Annotated in this window: 20 protein-coding genes; 11 read left to right on the forward strand and 9 right to left on the reverse strand. The window is 59.3% G+C overall.

The genetic code is table 11. The features are described 5' to 3' along the window. Positions 1–2 precede the first annotated feature (2 nt). The 7 genes from AC1RLZ_RS19995 to AC1RLZ_RS20025 all read left to right on the forward strand — a co-directional run bounded on the left by AC1RLZ_RS19995 (position 3) and on the right by AC1RLZ_RS20025 (position 6,446). Positions 3–806, forward strand: a complete 804-nt coding sequence (locus AC1RLZ_RS19995; RefSeq protein ID WP_493190048.1) for an SDR family NAD(P)-dependent oxidoreductase — start codon at positions 3–5, stop codon at positions 804–806. Between the two features lie 21 nt (positions 807–827). Continuing rightward, entirely contained in the window at positions 828–1,424 is a 597-nt protein-coding gene (locus AC1RLZ_RS20000; protein WP_493190049.1) for a 3-phenylpropionate/cinnamic acid dioxygenase subunit beta, read from the forward strand. A 16-nt stretch (positions 1,425–1,440) separates the two neighbouring features. After that, positions 1,441–1,644, forward strand: coding sequence for a hypothetical protein (locus AC1RLZ_RS20005; RefSeq protein ID WP_493190050.1), 204 nt, complete (start codon positions 1,441–1,443; stop codon positions 1,642–1,644). 38 nt (positions 1,645–1,682) lie between these two features. Beyond that, positions 1,683–2,060 carry a hypothetical protein gene (locus AC1RLZ_RS20010; protein WP_493190051.1) on the forward strand — a complete coding sequence of 126 codons (378 nt, stop codon included), beginning with the start codon at positions 1,683–1,685 and terminating at the stop codon, positions 2,058–2,060. 118 nt (positions 2,061–2,178) lie between these two features. Beyond that, positions 2,179–3,591 (forward strand): amidase, encoded by a 1,413-nt coding sequence (locus AC1RLZ_RS20015; protein ID WP_493190052.1) that lies wholly within the window; start codon positions 2,179–2,181, stop codon positions 3,589–3,591. Between the two features lie 445 nt (positions 3,592–4,036). After that, on the forward strand, positions 4,037–5,704 hold the full coding sequence (locus AC1RLZ_RS20020) for a flavin-containing monooxygenase (RefSeq protein WP_493190053.1): 1,668 nt from the start codon (positions 4,037–4,039) through the stop codon (positions 5,702–5,704). Beyond that, positions 5,634–6,446: an SDR family NAD(P)-dependent oxidoreductase gene (locus AC1RLZ_RS20025; RefSeq protein WP_493190054.1), complete on the forward strand. Its 813-nt coding sequence runs from the start codon at positions 5,634–5,636 to the stop codon at positions 6,444–6,446. The genes AC1RLZ_RS20020 and AC1RLZ_RS20025 overlap by 71 nt, the downstream gene beginning before the upstream one ends. A 77-nt stretch (positions 6,447–6,523) precedes the next feature. Here the strand turns inward: AC1RLZ_RS20025 and hpaH are convergent, their stop codons facing one another. From hpaH to AC1RLZ_RS20060, 7 genes are all read right to left on the reverse strand, one after another. After that, positions 6,524–7,330 carry a 2-oxo-hept-4-ene-1,7-dioate hydratase gene (gene hpaH / locus AC1RLZ_RS20030; protein WP_493190055.1) on the reverse strand — a complete coding sequence of 269 codons (807 nt, stop codon included), beginning with the start codon at positions 7,328–7,330 and terminating at the stop codon, positions 6,524–6,526. A 52-nt stretch (positions 7,331–7,382) separates the two neighbouring features. Then, positions 7,383–8,987 carry a GMC family oxidoreductase gene (locus AC1RLZ_RS20035; RefSeq protein ID WP_493190056.1) on the reverse strand — a complete coding sequence of 535 codons (1,605 nt, stop codon included), beginning with the start codon at positions 8,985–8,987 and terminating at the stop codon, positions 7,383–7,385. A gap of 80 nt (positions 8,988–9,067) precedes the next feature. After that, positions 9,068–10,261, reverse strand: a complete 1,194-nt coding sequence (locus tag AC1RLZ_RS20040) for an ABC transporter substrate-binding protein (protein ID WP_493190057.1) — start codon at positions 10,259–10,261, stop codon at positions 9,068–9,070. 43 nt (positions 10,262–10,304) lie between these two features. Next, complete coding sequence (locus tag AC1RLZ_RS20045) at positions 10,305–11,030, reverse strand: ABC transporter ATP-binding protein (protein WP_493190058.1); 726 nt, start codon at positions 11,028–11,030, stop codon at positions 10,305–10,307. Then, positions 11,030–11,800 (reverse strand): ABC transporter ATP-binding protein, encoded by a 771-nt coding sequence (locus tag AC1RLZ_RS20050; RefSeq protein ID WP_493190059.1) that lies wholly within the window; start codon positions 11,798–11,800, stop codon positions 11,030–11,032. The genes AC1RLZ_RS20045 and AC1RLZ_RS20050 overlap by 1 nt, the downstream gene beginning before the upstream one ends. Continuing rightward, positions 11,797–12,639 (reverse strand): branched-chain amino acid ABC transporter permease, encoded by an 843-nt coding sequence (locus AC1RLZ_RS20055; protein ID WP_493190060.1) that lies wholly within the window; start codon positions 12,637–12,639, stop codon positions 11,797–11,799. Before AC1RLZ_RS20055 ends, AC1RLZ_RS20050 begins: the two co-directional genes overlap by 4 nt. Further along, positions 12,636–13,517, reverse strand: a complete 882-nt coding sequence (locus tag AC1RLZ_RS20060; protein ID WP_493190061.1) for a branched-chain amino acid ABC transporter permease — start codon at positions 13,515–13,517, stop codon at positions 12,636–12,638. The genes AC1RLZ_RS20055 and AC1RLZ_RS20060 overlap by 4 nt, the downstream gene beginning before the upstream one ends. 519 nt (positions 13,518–14,036) lie before the next feature. Between AC1RLZ_RS20060 and AC1RLZ_RS20065 the strand changes: the two genes are divergently transcribed. Further along, complete coding sequence (locus AC1RLZ_RS20065) at positions 14,037–15,020, forward strand: Bug family tripartite tricarboxylate transporter substrate binding protein (RefSeq protein WP_493190062.1); 984 nt, start codon at positions 14,037–14,039, stop codon at positions 15,018–15,020. A gap of 199 nt (positions 15,021–15,219) precedes the next feature. On the opposite strand, the gene AC1RLZ_RS20070 is transcribed toward AC1RLZ_RS20065, so the two are convergent. Further along, complete coding sequence (locus tag AC1RLZ_RS20070; RefSeq protein WP_493190063.1) at positions 15,220–16,932, reverse strand: thiamine pyrophosphate-requiring protein; 1,713 nt, start codon at positions 16,930–16,932, stop codon at positions 15,220–15,222. A gap of 95 nt (positions 16,933–17,027) precedes the next feature. On the opposite strand from AC1RLZ_RS20070, the gene AC1RLZ_RS20075 reads away from it, so the two are divergent. From AC1RLZ_RS20075 to AC1RLZ_RS20085, 3 genes are all read left to right on the forward strand, one after another. Further along, complete coding sequence (locus tag AC1RLZ_RS20075) at positions 17,028–18,509, forward strand: FAD-binding oxidoreductase (protein WP_493190064.1); 1,482 nt, start codon at positions 17,028–17,030, stop codon at positions 18,507–18,509. Between the two features lie 48 nt (positions 18,510–18,557). Next, positions 18,558–18,956, forward strand: a complete 399-nt coding sequence (locus AC1RLZ_RS20080; RefSeq protein ID WP_493190065.1) for a 5-carboxymethyl-2-hydroxymuconate isomerase — start codon at positions 18,558–18,560, stop codon at positions 18,954–18,956. 188 nt (positions 18,957–19,144) lie between these two features. Further along, on the forward strand, positions 19,145–19,456 hold the full coding sequence (locus tag AC1RLZ_RS20085; protein WP_493190066.1) for a hypothetical protein: 312 nt from the start codon (positions 19,145–19,147) through the stop codon (positions 19,454–19,456). A 247-nt stretch (positions 19,457–19,703) separates the two neighbouring features. Here AC1RLZ_RS20085 and AC1RLZ_RS20090 read toward each other — a convergent pair whose 3' ends face one another. Next, complete coding sequence (locus tag AC1RLZ_RS20090; RefSeq protein ID WP_493190067.1) at positions 19,704–20,804, reverse strand: site-specific integrase; 1,101 nt, start codon at positions 20,802–20,804, stop codon at positions 19,704–19,706. Between the last annotated feature and the right edge of the window lie 58 nt (positions 20,805–20,862).

Below are 20,862 nucleotides of genomic sequence, written 5' to 3' on the forward strand. Positions count from 1 at the left end.
GCATGCCGGGTAAAGTCGTCATCGTCACCGGTGGCACGTTCGGAATCGGACGTGCGATCACCACGCGTCTCGCCGCGCGCGGGCACAATGTGGTCGCATTTGGTCTCGAAGCGGCGCAGGTATCGAGCGTGGCTGAGAACGCAATTTCCAGCCTCGAAAACGAGCTCGCCGCCAGTGGACTGGAAGCAGTCTTGCTGGAAGCCGATGTGTCGAAGTCGGCCGATATCGACTGGGTAGTCACGACCGCCCTGGAGAAATTCGGCCGCATCGATGCGCTGGTCAACAATGCCGCCATCGGCCCATTGGGCACCGTGCTCGATACCGATGAGGCTTTGTTCGACCGGATCGTATCGGTGAATCTGAAAGGCCCTTATCTCGCCAGCCGGGCGGTTATTCCGCATATGCAGAAGGCTGGAGGCGGCTCGATCGTGAATATTGGATCAGGCGCCGGCTGGGGTAAACCCAATATGGCGATCTACAGTGCCACCAAGGGTGCGCTGCACACCTTAAGTGCTGCGATGGCCTACGACTTTCTATACGACAAGATCCGAATCAACACGGTGATTCCGGGCGGCGGCGGCATCGTCAGCGGCATGAGCCTTGGCCGCCTGGGTGGCGACACTAGCCGCCTTGGAAAGGGCGCGCCAGGAACGGCCGCGGGCCGCGTCGCTACCGGGGACGATATCGCCAACGTAGTTACGTTCCTGCTTTCGGTTGAAGCGGAAACGCTGTCGGGCACCGTGATCGATGTGGGATGCTTTGCAAATCAGGGTGGGCCGGTCCCGCTCAAGCCGGCGGCGAACTAGCCGTCCAGGAAGGATGATCAGATGAACGCGTTGGTCAAAGAACCCGAAGCTGTCGCCGTTAAGGTGGACAACGCATCGCTTCCGCGCTCGGCGGAGTATTATCGGCTCAAGGCCGACCTTGAGGATTTCTACTACCGCGAGGCCGACATGCTCGACGAGCGTCGGTTCAAGGATTGGCTCAACATCCTCGCCGAAGACATCGTGTATTTCATGCCGATGCGCCGCAACGTTAAGTTCGGTCAGCATGCAGCGCGTGAGAACACGAAGCAGGGCGAAGGGATGAGCTGGTTCGACGAGGACAAATGGACGCTGTCGAAGCGCGTCGATCAGATACTCACCGGCGTTCACTATGCCGAAGAGCCGCTGTCGCGCATCACCCATATGATCAGCAATGTTCAGCTCACGGATGTAAAGCCGGACCTGACAGCGCCGACCGAGATCCATGCGACCTGTCGGTTCCTGCTGTATCAAAACCGGGTCGAGTATGAGACCCACACCTTCGTCGGACGACGCCACGACATCATCCGCGTCGAAGGAAATACGTGGAAAGTGGCTCGCCGCGAGATTATCCTCGAGCAGAATATTCTGCTAGCGAAGAACCTGACGTCATTCTTCTGAGGACTTGGAGCGACCGATGATTAACATCTTGGAAATCAAAGTGGGACAGCGACTGCTGCTGCAAGGCGGTATCTCCGCCGAGGTTGTTGAGAACATGGACGACGGAATGTGGGTTCAGGTGAAATATCTGGAAGCTCCTAACCCAGCTGATGTCGGATCGGTTGAACTGTGCCACGCCCAGGACATTGTGAAGCTGACCAACGCGCCTGAAGGCGTGTAGCCAGCGTGGAAGGCTAGACCATGCTTAGATTCGACCACATGACGAGCGATTTCCACCCGATCTATCTATTTCTGGGGGAGCCGCGGGATCTCAAGGCGTTGACGGCTTGTCTCAGGACATTTGCCGATCAACCGCGCAAGATCGGGGTTGCCGAGGAAATTCCTGACTCGAAATCCCGTTCAAGACTGTCGCTCGTTCCGACCGACGATCAGTTCGGCATGCGATCGGTTGATGGCGAGTACGAATGGCGCCTGAATGCCTGGCAGGCTGGTCAGATCGCCGACCGGATCGACTTGCTCACCCCGGAAGAGAATAAGTCCGGCTCGGATATTTTCGAGGTGGGGAGCGAAGGCGAGATTCCGGTGAAAGTGTCGCGCGGTGAATTCACCGACGACTTTCTTATTACAAAACTGTAGCGCGAAGCTGTGACCATGTGCCGACCGCGGTCGGTACATGGTCTACCGTTATGGACTGCTCGCTCGATCGCGGGCGTATAACGCGGAAGCAGCTGCAGCCGCGTCTGGAGTTCACCCCATGGATATCGAGGCATTGACCCTGACGGAAGCCGGGGCGCTCCTTCGTGACCGACAGCTTTCTGCCAGCGAACTCGCGCAAGTCCTGCTGCACCGTATCGCCACGATTGATCCGGCGCTGCATTCCTATACCACTGTGGCAGCGGAAGATGCGTTGGCGCAGGCCAAGCTGGCCGATGATGAGCTCGCATCGGGACGCATCCGGTCTGCACTGCATGGCGTACCGATTGCTGTGAAGGATATTATCGCCACGGCTGGAGTGCTTACCCAGTGCGGCATGCCGATTAAGCGTGGCTGGGTGCCCGATCACGATGCCACCGTCGTGTCGCGCCTAAAGCAAGCGGGAGCTGTCATCCTCGGCAAGACAACGACCACGGAAGGCGCCGGGATGTTTCATCATCCGGACATGCTAGCTGCGCGCAATCCCTGGAATCCCGACATCTGGCCCGGCGTCTCGTCGTCAGGCAGCGGCGCTGCGGTTGCGGCGGGGCTCTGCATGGGCGCGCTGGGCTCAGACACAGGCGGGTCGATCCGATTTCCGTCGGCCGCAAACGGCATCACGGGTCTGAAGCCGAGCTGGGGACGCGTCAGCCGTTTCGGCGTTTTCCCGCTTGGCGAGTCGCTGGATACGGTTGGGCCCATGGCGCGTAGCGCTGCGGATTGCGCGGCCATCCTGTCTGTCATCGCCGGCGCAGACCCGCTCGATGTCACGACCTTAACAGACGCCGTGCCGGACTATCTCGCGCGTCTGAATATTGCAGGTGGCATTAAGGGCGTGCGCATCGGCGTCGATCGGCGCTTCATGTCCAGGGACGGCGATCCAGTCGTGCTTGCACTGCTGGCTGGTGCGATCGAAGCGCTTCGCATGATCGGTGCAGTCATCGTCGAGATCGAATTTCCCGAACCCTCCAAGCTGCGGCCATACATTGCGCAGCTCGCCAAGCTGGAGACCGCGCTGGCACATGAGCACTTGTATCCGGGCCATGGGGCCGAATACGGCTCCTGGCTGGCGCAGCGGGTGGAGGGGGCCGACATGCTGGATCCGCTGGCGATCGGACGCGCGATCATCGAGCGGGACCGCTACAAGGGGACGCTGGCGCACCTGTTCACCGAAATCGACGTCCTGTTTGCGCCGGTGCTGGTGCGCCCGACGCCGAAGGTGAGCGAGATGCTTGCCGATCCACAGGCCGAGCAGAGCTGGATGTTCACCTTCGGCAGCATCTTCAATCACGCGCGTGTGCCGACGCTGACGCTACCATGCGGTTTCACGCCGGACGGTCTGCCGGCGGGATTTCAGCTGGTCGGCCCACACCTCTCCGAGCAGCGGCTGCTGTCGGTTGGCCACGCATTCCAGACCGTGACGGAGTGGCACCGTTGCCGGCCGGGTATCGGGGTGTCTCCTTTGCAGGCCTGACTCAGCCTTACGGCTGCGCGGCAGAACGCACCCGGATGATACGCGTACCGTCTCCGATGGGTTCTTCCCCTTCGCAGAAAGTCAAACGCCGTTGTCGCTCAACAGCGCGAATTGCCCGCACTAACGAGCATCTTCAGGGCTGGTTTTTGCCTTGGTCGAGCCGGCGGATGGTTTAATCGCCATGATTGGGCGCGGCAACGCAGTCAAGACGCGACCGTGGCACTAAGCCAGTTCCAGCGATCCCTCGTGCGGCCGCAGCGAAGCATTTCACATATGTAGAAATAGCGACGCGTCGGCGTCCCTTGATCTTGTCGTCCTTCAGCTGCGGGTCGCAGAAAGGAGCATGTGCCGCCAACGATGAAATGGGGCCTGATGCGCCCGCGACCGGGGGTTGCGAGCAGGTTAGAGGAAACGAGCGCCTGGCTGCTACGAAAGGATCAAAAACATGACCGATGCCGACCAGCCGAAGTTTGCGTGGGGATCTCTGCTGCCAGAGCCATCGAGCCTGCCCGATGTCGATGAGATGCGCAGACGATACGGCAGCGAACGCGCAAAACGAATGAGCGCTTTACGCGCGGATATTACCGATTTCACGGGCGATCTAGTGAAATATCTCGATGATCCCCATACGCCCGCGACCACGCGTTCTGCCGTCAACGACAGCGTCGACGCAGTGGTGATCGGAGCGGGCTTCGGTGGGCTGATGGCGGCGGCGCAACTCAAGAAAGCCGGCCTCCTCAATGTGCGCATCATCGACCGGGCGGGAGACGTCGGGGGCGTCTGGTACTGGAATCGCTATCCTGGCGTCATGTGCGATGTGGAATCCTACATCTACCTCCCATTGTTGGAGGAAACGGCTTACATCCCGCAACATAAATATTCGTCAGGCCCGGAAATCCTTGACTATTCAAAGCGTCTCGCTGCGCATTTCGAGTTGTACTCGCTCGCACTTTTCCAAACATCCGTCACTTCTTTGAAGTGGTGCGCGAACACATCGCGATGGAGGGTGACGACAGATCGCGGCGATGACATCTCCTCGAAATATGTCGTCATTTGTAACGGGGGGTTTGCCAATCCGAAACTGCCCGCTATCCCCGGGATCACGTCGTTCGGTGGGATGTCGTTTCACACATGCCGGTGGAATTATGAGTACACCGCAGGAAGCGCGTTCGGAGGGCCGACGTCGCTGGCGGACAAGCGCGTGGGCATTATCGGAAGCGGTGCGACTGCGGTTCAGGTGCTGCCGCAGGTTGCGCGCCACGCCATTCAGACTTTCCTGTTCCAGCGCACTCCCTCGACCGTTGCGCCTCGCAATAATCGGCCGACCGATCATACGTTTGCGCAAGACCTTACGCCGGGATGGCAGCGCCGCCGCATGGCGAATTTCACAGCCATCATATCCGGACATCCGCAGGCCGATGATCTGGTCGACGATGGTTGGACGTCGTTCTACGGTCCGCTTCGGCAATCACCGCAATCGCTAGGCACGAGTCGGGAAGACGCGATCTCGGCCAAGCGCCTGCTGGATCTCAAGCAGATGGAAGCCATTCGGAACAGAGTATCCGCAACTGTTGAGAATGCCGAAACGGCGGAGAAGCTCAAACCTTACTACCATTACCACTGCAAACGCCCGACATTCCATGACGACTATCTCCAGGCCTTCAATTCTCCCAGCGTCGAGCTGGTCGATACTGACGGCCAGGGAGTCGATGAAGTTTTTGCCGACGGCATCATTGCGAATGGTCAGAAGTACGAGCTGGACTGCCTGATCTTCGCGACGGGATTCGATTATGAATCGAGCTCGATGCTGAAAGGGATCGAGATTATCGGATCGAGCGGTCAGTGCCTAAAAGAGAAATGGGAGAAGGGCATCGCGACGCTTCACGGAATCGTAAGTCGCGGTTTCCCCAATCTGTTCATCATGCCCGGCGCTAACGCACAGTCGGCGTTGACCGTGAATTTTTCGCACGGGATCCAGGAAAACGCTGAACACATGGGTTACATCGTTCGCGAAATCGAAAAGCGTGGCGCTGATTTCTTCGATGTCAGCCAGGAAGACGAGACGAAGTGGGTTCGGCGCATTAGGGGCCAAAACAAGATGTTTTGCGGCTGACGCATCCGATCCGTTGGCGATGGAAGACGCCGCCGACGCCGTGATTCGCGAATCCGGCAATGTGGGTCTGTTGTTCAACAATGCAGGCGTTGCACTCAAATCGGCGGCGGTATGGGAGCTGGAGACCATCGACTGGGAATGGATCATCGGCGTCAACGTGATGGGTGTCATCAACGGGGTGAAATCTTTCGTGCCCCGGATGCTTGAGCGGGGGCATCCAGCGCATATCGTCAACACCGCCTCCGTCGGCGGATTTCAGGTCAATCCCGCGATCCGCAACGGGTCATATGCCGTGAGCAAATATGCGGTCGTCGCGCTGACCGAAGCATTGGCCTCCGATCTGCAAGACACGAATATCGGCGTGTCCGTTCTCTGCCCTGGGCTGGTCGGAACGGCGCTTGAGCGCTCGTCGGAGAGGCGACCCGCCCGTATGGGAGGGCCATCAGTATCGCCGAGCAAGTTGTCGGACCGATTCAAGAAGCCGCGATATCGCCCGACTTTGTCGCAGACCGTACGCTCGCAGGGATCGCCGCAAAAGAGTTTTTCATATTTACCGATGACGATGCCGAGGGCAGGATCGCCGCACGCCAGGATCGCATCAACGCTGGATTTGAGGCAGCAAGGCTATATGGGAAGCAACGTGTTTGATAACGGTCGCTGTCGATCGCGAATCTCCAGAACTCCCGCATCCGATGCGGAGATAAGCGGGCGGGCGTGCCCGTCATCAGTTGGTAGCGGATGACGGGCACGTAGCGCGTTGCCAGACAGACTTTCGAGTACGATCTCGGTCGCCGCAAGCGGCGAAATGCCTCGCAGAAACTACGCGAAATAGCAGCTGACGCTGCCGTAAGGGCCGTAGTCAGCCTGGATCGTGTCGCCCTTGCGCGCTTCAACCGGGCGGATGAACGAGCCGGCGAGAACGACTTGACGGGGTTCCAGCGCCAGACCGTTTGCTGCGATCTTGTTGGCCAGCCAGGCAACGGCGGTGGCGGGGTGATTCAGCACACCGGCGGCCAGCCCAGTTTCTTCAAGCTGTCCGTTCCGATAGCACAGTGCGCCGATCCAGCGCAGATCCGTTTCCGTGGGTCGAATGGGACGGCCGCCAACCACGATGCCCGCATTCGCGGCATTGTCCGCGATGGTGTCGAAGATCTTGCGCGTGGCCTTGGTTTCGGCATCGACCCGCTCGACGCGGGTGTCGAGAATTTCCAATGCGGGAACGACGAAGTCGGTGGCGTTAAGGACGTCGAAAATCGTGCAATTCGGACCGGCGAGGCGACTCTTCATCACGAATGCCAGCTCGGCCTCGATGCGGGTGGCGATGAAACGGTCGGTCGGAATGAGTCCGCCGTCATTGAAGAACATGTCTGCGAGCAAGAGCCCAGAATCGGGTTCGTCGATGTTCAGCGCGCTTTGCATGGCCTTTGAGGTCAGGCCGATCTTGTGGCCCTTGATCCCGTTGCCGCGCGCGACCTTCTTCTCTACCCATGCAGCCTGAATGGCATAGGCATCCGCGATGGTGATCGCCGGATACTGGATCGACAACTGCCTGATCTGGGTACGCGTCAGCTCGGCTTTGTCGAGCTGTTCGGCAGCGGATTGAATTTGGTCAGATGTGAGAGACATTTTGACATCCCGTAATGAAGAGAAAGGACAAGGTCAGTCAGCGACAGCAGCGTCAGGCTGCCAGATCCTCTTTGATGAAATCAGCGGCGCGCTCGCCGATCATGATGATTGGCGCATTCGTGTTGCCCGACACCAGTTGCGGCATGATAGAGCCATCCGCCACGCGCAAGTTGCGGATTCTGCGAACCCTCAGTCGCTCGTCCAGAACCGCGTCTGCATCGCCATCCGCCCCCATGGCGCAGGTGCCGACCGGGTGGAAGATGCTTCCGGATCGGCGCTTTACCCAATCGAGAATCTGATCGTCGGAAGTGATCGCCGCGCCTGGTTCATGCTCGGCGACGATGAGATCGGCGAGAGGACGGGCAGAGACGATCTGGCGCACGCGCTGGAACATCTTGATGGCTAGCTTGCAATCATCTTCGTGGGTCAGATAATTGGGGCGAATGGATGGGGCTATTAGCGGATCCGATGATGCGATCTCAATCGAGCCGCGGCTCTTCGGGCGCAGCGCGCAGGCAGAGACCGTGACGCCCGGAAAATCGTGCAGTGGCTGCTTGCGCTCGTCGAAGCTGAGGATACCGAAATGGATCTGCGTGTCCGGCCAGTCGTGATCGCCGTCGCTGGAAAAGAACGCGCCTGCGCGAAACACGCCGCCGTTGAGCGCGCCGCCGCCGGTAACGAGATATTTGATCAGTTCGCGCAGGCCCAGGAGCTTCGAGCGGCCGATCTCATTCAGTGTCTCCACGTCCTTGCAGCGATAGGTGGGGCGCATCTGCAGGTGATCCTGCAGATTGCGACCAACACCCGGCAAGGCCGCCTCGACGGTAATGCCGTGCCTTGCCAACAGCGAGGGATCGCCGATTCCGGACAGTTGCAACAGCTGCGGCGACTGGACGGCGCCGCTGCAGACCACCACTTCACGCTCTGCGAAAAATCGCTCCGTGCAACCGTCGCGAAGAACCTCGACACCGATCGCACGGCGATCCTCGATCAGGATCTTGCTCGCCTGCGCTTCGCTGATCACCGTCAGATTGGGACGATGAAGCGCGGGCTCTAGAAAGGCGCGAGCGGTGCTCCACCGCTTGCCGCGCTTCGTATTCATGGTGAAATAGCCGGCACCGGCATTGCTGCCGCCGTTGAAGTCATCCACGGTTGGAATCTGGCATTGTGCGGCGGCTTCGATGAACGCGTCGGATAACGCGTCATGCGGCAGGCGTGAGACCCAGAACGGGCCGCCATTCAATTTCGGTGCTCCGTCAACGGCGGTCCCGAGCGAGCGGTCGAAATAGGGGCGGACCGAGTCCCAACCCCAGTCGCGCAAGCCGCGCGCGGCCCAGGCGTCGTAGTCGCGGTGATGGCCGCGCAGATACAGCATGCCGTTGATCAGGCTCGTGCCGCCGAGGCCTTTTCCCCGCGGCCACGGTATCCGGCGTCCGCCCACGTCGGGCTCGGTCATGAAATTCCAGTCGTGACGCGGATCGCCGACCGTCTTGAAATAGCCGATTGGGACATCGATCCACCAGTCGCGCTTGGCTGATCCGGCCTCGATCAAGAGGACGCGCAGATCCGCGTTCTCGCTCAGGCGATTGGCCAGCGTGCAGCCGGCCGATCCAGCTCCGACAATGATGATGTCGGCTTGTCGGGCTTCGTGGGACATGATGTCGATCCGCTAGGTCGTCTGAAGAACGGGGCGGCCATCCACAGCCCGGCCGATCTGACCGGCCAGGCTGCGACGGCTCACTTCTGGGGGAAGAATTCCCAGATTTTCTTTTCGATGTTGGGGCGAAGAATGTTGGCTGGCAGATAGGCATCGCCGGTGTCGCGGAACGAATACTTGTAGACGCCGGTGAAGGATGTCAGCTTGGCAAATTCGTCGCGGACCGTCTCGCGCGCTTTCTTTGGATCGGTGGTGCCGTCGATATTGTGCCTGCGGAAGATGTCCGCATAGATCAGCACGGCATCATAACCGAATGCCCAGTTGGCGACATTCGGCGGCACGCCGATGGTTTGGTCGCCCTTTTCGAAGACGCGCTTGGCGATGCTCTGATAGAGCTTGTCATCGGTATAGCCGGGCATGCCTTCGGCATTGGTCGAGAAGCCGATGACGTACCAGTTACGTCCGTATTCGCCGACCATGTTGATGAACGGTCCCGACCACAGGGTTGAGGTATTGAACACCGGGATGGTGAGCCCCTGGGTGTGGAATTCCTTGGCCAGCAGCATGCCTTGCGCCGGGAATGCGGATACCATGATCGCATCCGGGTTCAGGCTCTTGATCCGGATCGCTGCTGCCGACAGATCCGTGCTCTTGGACGAGAACTCGACAGTGTCCAAGACCTTGATGCCGCGATCGGCGGCGATCTTCTTGAAGGTTTCCGAAGCCGACTTGCTCGAGGCTTCGCGGACGTCTGCAGTGATCGCGACAGTGTTGATGTTTGGAAAGTGCTTGAGGAATGCGTCAAAGCCTTCCGGGATCTGCTTGTCGTCCGGCGGCTGCAAGCGGATTGTCCAGGGCATGACGTTGATGCCCGGCTTGATAGCGTTGAGTGCGATGGACGACATGCCGAGCTGGTTGGCCAGCGGGCTGACCGTTTCCCATTGCGTGCCCATCATCGGCCCGATCGCGCCGAAATAGCCGTTGCCGACATAACGGCGAAACAGCAAAACGGCTTGGCCGGGGTCGGTCTGGGAATCGCCGACGTCGAGCTCGATCAGGCTCCCATTGATGCCGCCCTGGGCATTGATGTCTTCGACGGCGAGTTTGACGAAGATCTCCTGCGTTTTCCCGTAGCTGCCGAGGGGGCCGGTGATCGGCGCAATCAGGCCAAGCTTGATGGGTGGCTTCGACGCCGCATGGGCGCCGGGCATGAGACCCATGCCTACACCAGCGAGAGCGGCAGCTGTAATCAGGAAACGTCTGGTACGATCCATTCTGACTTCCTCCTTGTTATCTGTTGCGTTTGACGTTTGCCGGTCATGTCGTTGCATGACCGAGATAGCTCGCCACGATCGACGAATCCTTGAGTAGAACCTCCGATGTGCCGGACGCGGTAAACTGGCCATGCGATAGCACCAGCGCGCGATGAGACAGATGCAACGCCTTGGACACGTTCTGCTCGACCACCAGCATGGCAACGCCATCGTCGCGCAGTTCCACAAGGCTCTCGAACACCTCATTGGTGAGGCGAGGAGAGAGGCCCATCGATGGTTCATCCAGAAGCAATAGCCGAGGGCGATTGACTAGAGCGCGCGCGATGGCCAGCATCTGCTGCTCGCCGCCAGACAGATTTCCCGCCGGTTGCGATCTACGTTCGTAGAGGCGCGGAAAGCGCTGATAGGCTTTCTTGGATGCCGCCGCGAAATCAATGTCAGTCGGCCGGATTTCCCATGCGAGGCGGATATTTTGCTCGACCGTCATGGACTGCAAGGTTCCGCGTCCTTCCGGAAGATGCAGCATGCCGTATCGGGCGAGGCTATGTCCTGCGGTCTTGCGGATGTCGTGGCCAAGAAAGGACGCGCTGCCGTCCGAAATCGGAAGAATGCCCGACAGCGCGCGCATCAGTGTTGTCTTGCCGGCACCGTTGGCGCCGATGATTGCCACGGTCTCGCGCTCTTCGATATGGAAGCTTAGCCCGCGCAGCGCGCGGATCGGGCCATAGGTGGCGGACAGGTCGGTAACAGTCAGGAGAGCGGCGGACATCAGGTCGTTGCCTCATTCGCGTCCGAGCCGAGATAGGCCTTCAACACTTCGGGGTGGCTGAGGACATCGATCGGCGTGCCCTCGGCAATCTTGCGGCCGTAGTCCATTGCGATCAGCCGATCCGACAGGTGACGGATCAACGTCATGTCGTGCTCGATCAGCAGAATAGCCTGGACGTGATGGCGGACCGCGAGGATGTCCTCGCTGAGCCGCTGGGTTTCTGCGTCGTTCATGCCGGCAGCCGGCTCATCGAGCAGCAAGAGCTCCGGCGCGCCAACCAGCGCACGGGCAATTTCGAGGCGACGCGCATCGCCATAGGACAGCGACGACGCCAACTGATCGGTCTTGTCCTTAAGTTGCAGCAGAGTCAGCCATTTCATGGCCTGCTCCGTCGCCCGGCGCCGCTCGGATCGCGAAACGAGTGACCACAGAGGATGCGTGACAAAGGGTTTATAGGCGGTCAGCGCATTCTCCAGCACCGTCATCCGCTTGAACAGACGAATGTTCTGGAAGGTGCGGCTGATGCCGATGCGGCCGATCTGCTGCATTGGCATGCTGGTGACATCGATTCCTTTGAACAATATCGATCCGCTCGTCGCCCGGTAGAAGCCGGTGACCGTATTGATCAGCGCGGTCTTTCCCGCGCCATTGGGGCCGACCAGACCAAGGATCTCGCCTGGATGCACGTCGATGTCGATTCCATCGAGCGCACGAAGACCGCCGAAAGCCTTGGTCAGGCTGCGGATTTGCAGAAGCGGGGATTCGGTCATGTCGACTCCGTGAGCGATGCGGGGCCGGCGGGGCGACGGGCGGTGACAAAGCGGAAGGTGAGAATTCCGAGCGGGCGGAACAGCAGCATGACCAGGATGACCAGCCCGAATACCGTCGGCCGCCAGTCGGCGAGCACGCGGAAATATTCCGGCAACAGCGTCATCAGCGTCGCACCGATCAACGGGCCAAACAGATTGTTGACGCCGCCGAGCACGACATACAGCACGACATAAATCGACAGCAGGACGTCGAAGGATTCCGGACGGACGAAGTTCATGTAGTGCCCGTAGAGCACGCCGGCGATCGCAGCGACGGCTGCGCCGCAGGCGAAGCCGAGCAGACGAATGAAGGTGACGTTGATTCCGATCGATGCTGCGACCCGGTCGTCCTCGCGGACGGCATCGCAGATGCGTTGCAGCGGGCTGAAGGAGAGCCCGAGCAAAAGCAGCCCGACAACACTAACGGCGATCACGACAGTTTGCAGGCTGGCGCCGCTCATACCGCTAAAGCCGCTGACGCCGCCGACATATTCGATGTTCTCCAGCGCGATGCGCGCGCAGAAGGTGATGCCGATGGTGACGAGGATGAGATAGACGCCGCGCAAGCGAAGCGCAGGATAACCCAGCACGATTGCGAGCAGCGCTGCGCCCAGCGCCGCGATCAATGCGGCCGGGAGCAACGGCCAACCGAAATTCACGGTCATGATGCCGGCGATGTAGCAGCCCGCGGCCATGAACGCACCCTGCGCAAATGACAGGCTGCCGGTGAGAAGCGAGACGTAAACACTCCAGGCAAGAAGGATGTTGATGCCGGTGAAAAAGAGCTGATCGGAAATCAAGCGCGTTGCTCCATGGAATGAGAGCCGCCACCGAATAACCCGCTGGGGCGGAACATCAAGGTCATGATCATCGCGAGCCAGACGGTCAGTTCGGAAAGCCGGCCCAGGCCGAAGTGAAACATGAGGGCTTCGCTGAGGCCGATCAGCAAGCCACCAAGCAGCGCACCGCGGATGTCACCGAGGCCGCCGATGGCCATGATAGCAAGGGCTTTCAGTCCAAAGGTGAGGCCGATATCGGAGCTGGCCGAGCCGCTGCGCATGGCAAGCAAAAGGCCTGCGACCGCTGCCAGTGCAGAGGAGATGAAAAACACCGTCTGCGACACGCGCAGCACATTAATGCCCAGCAGAGTCGCTGATACCGGTGATTCCGCCACGGCCTGGATGCGGCGGCCTTCGCGGGTATGATGGATCAGGAGATGCAGGCCGACGGTCAGCGCGGCGGTGATCGTGACAATCAAGAGCTGAACATTGAGAAAATCGACGCCAGCGATTGAGAAACGGCGCGACAGCCAACCGCCATCGATCGGCAGCGGCACGCTTTCAGTGCCCCAGATCTTGTGCGTCAGGTCGGTCATGATCAGGCCCAGCGCCATCGAGGCGAGACCGGCGGTGATCTTTGAATCTGAGCTGCCGAACCGGCGAAACGACATGAACTCAATCAGGAGGCCGAGAAGGCCGCCACAGAAGAACGCGACTACGAACTGAGCCGGCGGCGACAAGCCGTTCGCGGCGACGGCAACGAAGCCGCCGAGCATCAGAACTTCGGGATGTGCAAAATTGAGCTTGTCCAAAACACCAATGATCAATGTGAAGCCGACGGCGACCAGCGCGTACAAGCCGCCGCTGATAAGGCCGTTGATCAGGAGACCAGTCAGCATGTGTAGTTCCTCGGGCGGGTGGGGTGAGCAGGGTCGACAGGCACAACGCCTGCCTGTCGCGAAACGGTGCGCAATCAGCCGAGTGAATTGTGGTGGAGAGCCGCAGGGTAAGTGCTCTCAGTATCGCAATGCAAAAAAGATCTCAGCTGCGCGCCTCCCGGCCGTCCATCTGGCGGACATTATTTCCATTATACGTAACCCGATTTTCGTGGGTGTCAAGTTCGCGACCACGGTGCTCAGCAACGCGCTGTCGCGAGCGCCGATCGACGGAATGGATTGTGCTGGGTCATGTGAAGCGCGGTGCGCATTACCAGCGATTGCAGCGCTGCGGTGTGGCGATGGCTCTAACTGGCGTACGCGGCAAAACAACTCAGCCAATCAGCCAATGACCATTGCGCAAAACGGAAGTGTCCATCAAACGAACATCAATATCAAAAAAAGTTGGACTCCATTCCCGGATTGTGTAACCGAATGACCAGTAAAGCTGGCCCTAGAGCAGTATTGCCAAGGAGGATCGCGATGAGATCGTGGTTGAGATATCGACACCTATCCGTTTTTTCAGTTTCCATTTTACTGGGCCTGCTCAGCGTCCCTGCGTTCGCGCAAAGCGCCTATCCGGCGCGGCCGCTGCGTGTCGTCGTTGGTTTCGCTCCGGGCGGCAGCAACGATATCATTGCCCGGCTTTTCGCCGACAAACTCAGCAAAGCATTCGGTCAGACGGTGATTGTCGAGAACAAGCCGGGTGCCGGCGGCGGCCTTGCCGCAGCATTCGTCAAGAGCCAGCCGGCTGATGGTTATACGCTTCTTGTCGGCGCCAGCGGAGCGATGGTCGTCGGACCCGCCATCGGGATGCCCGCACAGTTTGACACTCTGAAAGATTTCGAGCCGGTCAGCGTCCTCGGCACGTTTCCGTTGGTTCTGATCGTCAATGCGGAATCTCAGGCCAAATCGACGGGCGATCTGGTGACGTGGTCGAGGGCGAATGCCGCATCCGCCAACTATGCGAGCGCGTCGCCAACTTTCACGCTTGCAGCAGAGCTCTTTAAAATGAAGACAGGCGCGGCGCTGCAGCGCGTGTCTTATCGTGGCAGCAACGACGCCGTCCTCGCCGTGCTCGGCAATCAGGTCGCGGCCGCGATGATAGATCCGGTTCCGGCAATCCCGTTGTTGAAAGACGGCAAGATTCGCGCGCTCGCTGTAACGTCGCAATCACGTCTCGCGGAGCTTCCGCAGGTACCCACCATGACCGAAGGCGGAATTGTCGGTGCGGATGCGATTTTCTGGACCGGGCTGTTCGTTCCGAAGTCGACTCCCAAAGAGATCGTGAGCAGGCTTGAAGCCGAAGCGCGCGCGGCGATGAGCGACCCGGCCGTTGTTCAGCGTTTGCAGTCGCTGGCTACGGAAGCGACGAGCAGCACGCCGGCAGAATTCAGCGAGCGCATCAAGTCCGACCTCACCATCTGGGGTGATGTGGCCAAGAAGGCGAACGTCACGGTCGAATGATGACATAAAGAGGATAGCGCGTCTGCATGAGCGGACCGCTGCTTTCGGAGCCAGCGCCGGTCCATCTCAGATGATCCGCGCTGGCTTCTTCTGTTTGATAACGCTCAACAGCCAATTTGGGCTATTGCATCGTTTGCTGGCGTGCGCCGAATTTCGGCATAAGTTTCTGGTGGGTGAGACGGATGAATGTCCGCCGCCTTCACAGATGATCGAGCCATACATCCAGCACAGCGCAACGGCGGTCTTCTCGGACGATCCGATAGGCCTCGGCAATTGCGGCATCGAGCTTCTTGGCATCCTTGGCTTGCAAAGCCGAGGCGCCGCCGGCAGCAGCGGCGATACCCGCATAGTCCGGCACCGGATCGAACGACGTATCGACATGATTGGCCCGCGAGGCGAAGCCGTCCGGATGTAGGGCGAGGGCAGCTCGTTTGGGCGATTTCCAGCCGCGATTGTTCAGCACCACCTGAAGAAATGGTGTCTCGTATCGCCGTGCCATCCAGTGGACCGACGAGGGGACAGAGAACATGTAGGATCCGTCGCCGCAGATGCTGACCACCGTCGCATCGGGATGCGAGAGCTTGACGCCGACAGCGGCGCCGCCATTCCAGCCCAGCGATCCGCCGCCGCTGAAGAGTAATGAGCCGGGCTTTGTCGGCAACAGATGCTCGGTGACGATCTTGTAGTTCGTGATCGTTTCGTTCAGGAAGATCGTATCAGCGTCTGCGTGGGTCCTGAGGAGTGAGACAAGATATGCCACAGAGATCGCGCCAGTGGGGAGCGCTTCGGCAGCCGTCATTGTTTCGCGTCGCTCGCGATGAATCCCACGATAATGCTTGACGCGGTCCCGTACCTTTTCTTGGGAGGCATCCGCCGATTTGAGCCAACGGATGAGTTGGTTGATGGCAGTTTCCGCGTCGGCCCTGAAGGATCCGGTAGCGCCGATGTGCCAGAGCGGCATCTGCTCTTTCAATGGATCGACGTCGATGTGAAAAATTGTGGCGTCTTTCTGCGGTCGCGATACCGTTGGAATCCATGGCACGTCGGAGTCCACGATCAGGATGACATCGGCATCCGCGATCAGCGGGCTCTGACGCACCTCGTTCCATTGCGTCCCGAGATACAGTTCGTCGTCGTGGGGATAGTTGAGCCAGGTCGGCACCGACTCGACGACGCCGATTCCAGCCATGCGACACAATTCCACCAGCGGAGCGATCGCTTGCTTATTGCGTCCGAGATAGGATGTGATCAGGAGCGGGCGTCGTGCCGCGAGCAGGCCTCGGCCGATCTGTTCGATAGCGTCTTCGGAAAGTGCGGCCGGCGCGGTGGGCTTCCAGGTCGCCCGCTCGTTTGGAAGCGGGGTGACGACTTCTTCCATCACCTCGCGCGCACCCATCAGGTAGACCGGGCCCTGCGGGTCCGACAGGGCGAGCTGCATGGCGCGATGGACCATGCTTTTCACGTTTTTGCCGGTCTTTAACTCCGCATCGTATTTCATGTATCCGCGCACGATGCCGCGTTGATCGTGCACGTCCTGAATCCACTGGATGAACTCATTGCGGCTGCCGGTCAATTCGCCATTCTGCGTGAATGGGGACGCGCCGGCGAAGATTATGATCGGGGCCCGCCCTTTGGCCGCGTTGTGGATGGCGCCAGCGAGCGCTTGCGTGCCGCATTCCACATGGACCAAGACCGCCTGCGGCTGTCCGCTGGCTTGCCAGAAGCCGTGTGCAGCGCTCATGCCGACCATCTCATTCGGACATGTGATCACCGCGGGGACCTCGCGTCCGGTCGCGCGTGCCTCGGCGATTGCTTCGATCAATGCCGGATGATCGCTGCCGAAATTTGCAAAGATGTGGGTGATGCCCTGTTCAGCGAAGGCATCAAGAAGAGCGCTGCTTGTCGTGTACATACGATAGCTCCAGCCGAGGAAAACCGCTCATACCTACAAATGGCATTTTTGTCCATTGTGTGGACCGCGTTCTCATAATAATGGTAAGGCCTCGTATGCGGCTGTCGCCCGCGAGCAGGCAACGAAATTCAGCTGCAGTCGTAGTGGAGAGCCGCATGAACGGATCCAGGATTTCGCCGGAAATAATCTGCAGCCTAATCGATGTGGTTGGGCGTGATCATGTCGTGCAGGATGCAGGCGAGCTCGATTGGGCAGGGCGGTCAGCCTGCGGTACGTTCACTGGCCGCGCTGGCGCCATCGTGCGTCCGGCTTCGGCCGCGGAACTGTCTATTGTGGTGCGCATTTGCGCCCAACACCGGATTTCGATGATCCCGCAAGGAGGCAATACCGGTTTGGCCGGCGGGGCAACGCCGCGCCTTAATGGCGAGGAGATCGTGGTCAGCGTCGCTCGCATGCGGGCGGTCAGGCAGCTTGACATGGCAAACGCAACGATCGCCGTTGATGCGGGTGTCACACTCGGAGAGGTTCGATCGCATGCAGAGCGTTCGGGGCTGCTGTTTCCGGTCGGGTTGGGTTCAGAGGGGAGTTGCCAGATCGGTGGCAACATCGCGACCAATGCTGGCGGCACGCAAGTCTTGCGCTACGGAAATATTCGCCCTCAGGTGCTCGGCCTGGAAGTCGTCCTTCCGGATGGCCGTATCTGGGACGGACTGCGATCACTGCTCAAGGATTCGGCCGGCTATGACTTAAAGCAAGTCTTCATTGGATCGGAAGGGACGCTCGGTTTCATTACAGGCGCGGTGCTGCAGCCGCGGCCGAGTGACGTTGCGACGGCTTTCCTGTCCGTTCCTAATCCATCTGCCGCTCTTGAACTTCTGTCGGTAGCGCGTCTCCGCGCCGGCGATTTCGTGACTGCGTTCGAACTCATGCGGCGGGAAGCTGTGGACCTGACGCTTGCGGTGCAGCCATCGCTCCGTATGCCGATCGCGAATGTGCATCAATGGTATCTGCTGATCGAGCTTGCTGGACAGGGCCAGGCAGGCGGGCTGACGCACGATCTTGAGGAGGTGCTCGCAGCTGCGCTTGAGCAAGGTCTCGTCACTGACGCCGCTGTCGCAAGGTCCGATGCACAGCGCTTGGCGATGTGGGAGCTTCGTGAGTGGAAAGCAGAAGCTCAGAAGGCTGGGGGCACCGGCGTCAAGCACGACATTTCGGTGCCTGTCTCCTCCATTCCGACATTCCTCGCCGAAGCGGATGCCGCGCTTGCTGAAGCGGTGCCGGGCATTCGTCATTTTGAATTTGGCCATCTCGGCGACGGCAATATCCATTACAATCCGATCGCCCCGCTCGGATGGTCGGCGGGCGACCTTGCTCCCTATCGTTCGCGCATCAACCAGATCGTGCATGACATCGTGGCGCGGCTTGGAGGCTCCATCAGTGCCGAGCATGGCATAGGCCAGTTGCGCGCCGCCGAGTTGCGGGACCGAAAGAGCGATGTCGAATACGAGATGATGCGCTCGCTGAAAGGCATCTTCGATCCACTAGGTCTTATGAATCCGGGCAAGTTGTTGGTGTGAGCTGGAAGTACCTAAAAAAAGTATTTGAAGGCAAAAAAGAGTGAGCTTATGCCGCATATCATCGTGGAATACTCGGCCAACCTGGAAATTGACTTGTCGCCGCGGGTGCTCGTTGATGCGGTTCATAAGAGTGCGTTGGAGACCGGCGTCTTTCCGCTCGGCGGGCTGAGGACAAGGGCTGAGCGGCGTGAAATTTACAGCGTTGCGGACGGCAATCCAGACAACGCTTTCGTGGCTATCGTCGCCCGCATCGGTCAAGGGCGCGATGCCGAGACGAGACGAATTGTTGCACAAGCGCTTATGACTACCCTGGAAACGGAGACCAAGAACGCGTTCACTCGACGTGGCCTGGGCTTGACTGTCGAAGTTCAGGAGATCGACGGTACAGCGTCTCTCAAGACCAATAACCTCCACGAAAGGATGGCGCAGCGATCGGCCTCAGCTTGAAGCCTAGAGCTCTGAGTCGTTTGCAGGTCGCGCTGTTCCGCGGTGGTCTCCGCGTCCTTAACGACTTTTACCCAGCGCTGGCCGTGTCAAGGATTAGGACCGAGGGCTCGGATTCTGTCCGAAGTTATCGGCGAAACGGTTGAGGAAGCGCCTCAGCGTCAGGTGCGTCCGGCGTCCAATCGGCACATGTGTTCGCCCGTTTCGAACAACCGCTGGGCGGATCTGTTCTTGCTGCTTCATTGTCAGAAGTTATCCATTGCTCACGCACTTCCAATGATGCGTCGTTCCTTGCCGAGCGGAATGATCCAGCCGCCTGCGTGGTCGTATCGGGCATATTCATTGGGATGTACGACCGTAGCCAAGCGATCGCGCACGGCGTCAGGCTCTGCGTCAATGGCTGCGCGAATGAGGTCACGCTCGATCCCGACAAAGACTGGTCGGAAGTTAAGGCGAGCGAGTGCTTCCTGGTCGGCGGGCGCGACATCAACGTCGGGGACTGATTGCGGCCGATCGTGGGATGCAATAGCTCACGATGTCAGCGCGTGCTATATGTGCGTGACGGTACTTTGCTGAAGCTGATTCAGCGCTAAGCATTTCGAACCCGGAGAGATTTTTTGCCTGATCGACCTCGATAGATGTCGACACCATGCAAAAAAAACTCAGGCGATTTTCTCTTTAAAATCAAGACCGTAACTTTTGGACGGCCCGCGGGTCGGCTTCTTGCGTGGTTAGCAAGAAAAAACCTAGCTAGATCAATGATCTAACTGAGTTTAGAACAATCGAGTGGGATTCATGAGCCTCGGCACCTCGTTTATTATGAAGGGATTCCGGTTTGAGGTGGGTGTATCGACGGAGCATCTTCCAATCTTTGTGGCCGGTGACGAGCGCGACCTGTTCGATCGTGAAGCCAGCTTCGAATAAGCGGCTCGTTCCCTCATGGCGAAGATCGTGAAAATGTAGATCCTCGATCTTGAGATTGGCACATTGACGGCGAAATGCCGTGCCGACGGAACGTCCGTTGTATGGAAAAATGCGACCCTCTCGAATGTTTGAAAAGCGTCCTTGTTCTTCAACGATCTTGCACGCGTCATATCCCGACACGTCCAGCAACGGGATGCGTTGATCGTTGCCATTCTTCTTCCGAGGGTCCTTGCGATCTCGAATGAGAAGCATCTTGCTTTCAGGATCAAAGTCACGCCACTCGACGCGGGCAATTTCGTCCTGCCGCATTGCCGTTGCGACAGCAAACCGAATGATCCGGCCAACAGGAATTTGCTGCCGATCATTGGCTTCGAGACCCGCAATAATTCGATCGAGCTCGTTCTGTGTTGGGCGCCGGTCGCGCTCGTTGCCCTTTCCGACAAGGCCAAGACGTCCAAGAGCAATACGCGCCAGATCGATTGGTTCGATCGAGACGGTCACGCCATGCACAGCGGCGGCGTGCGAGAGGATCGTTTTGATGTATCCCAAATCGATGCCAACGGTCACGGGACCGGCCCCCTCTTGCGCGCGCTCTTTTCCAAACTTGATGAGCCGCTCTCGATCGAGTTCGTCCAAACGGAGATGTCCGAGCCTCTCGTCAAGGAATGTTAGACTGGCGTCCTTCGATCGCCCAATTTTCTTGCCAACCTCTCCAAGGTCTTGACGGTGAAGCGCGATGAGATCGCCGAAAAGCTTGGCTTGTCGGGCCCGCGAAGTCGCCGGCTCCTGCCGATCAATTCTTCGCTCGATATCCAGCGCCCATTCCTCGGCGTCCCTACGGCGGACGAACGTCTCGTTGACGTATTTTCCTTTACGCCGGACCTGGGCGCGCCACGAACCTGACTTTAATCTGCTAAAGGTAGCCACGCGTGTGCGCTCCGTGTGCAGTGAGGCGTCGAAAAGCCGGAAAAAACCTCGCGTTATG

The sequence above is a fragment of the Tardiphaga sp. GW822-FHT04G09 genome (assembly GCF_058800725.1).